1 protein-coding gene is annotated in these 259 nt (G+C 69.9%); it reads right to left on the reverse strand.

Annotated elements, in window-relative coordinates; genetic code table 11:
* On the reverse strand, positions 1-247 hold a 247-nt coding region (locus JHD62_RS22345; protein ID WP_199104701.1), incomplete at its 3' end, for a hypothetical protein.
* Positions 248-259: the final 12 nt, after the last annotated feature.

The raw sequence follows: 259 nt of genomic DNA on the forward strand, positions 1-259 counted from the left end.
CCAGCAAAGCTTGCCAGACGTAGTTCCACTCGGCCCGGTCTTCGCGCCCGGCCAGCCATTGCGCGCCAAGGCGCAAGAGTTCGCCGAACGTCAGCCCTTCGGGCAGGGCCTCGCGCTGCGCCAGCAAGTCTTGCCAGACATGCGCCCACTCGGCCCGGTCTTCGCGCCCGGCCAGCCATTGCGCGCCAAGGCGCAAGAGATCGCCGAACGTCAGCCCTTCGGGCAGGGCCTCGCGCTGCGCCAGCAAGGCTCGCCAGAC

The organism is Aquitalea sp. ASV11, assembly GCF_016429185.1.
Classification (GTDB): domain Bacteria; phylum Pseudomonadota; class Gammaproteobacteria; order Burkholderiales; family Chromobacteriaceae; genus Aquitalea; species Aquitalea pelogenes.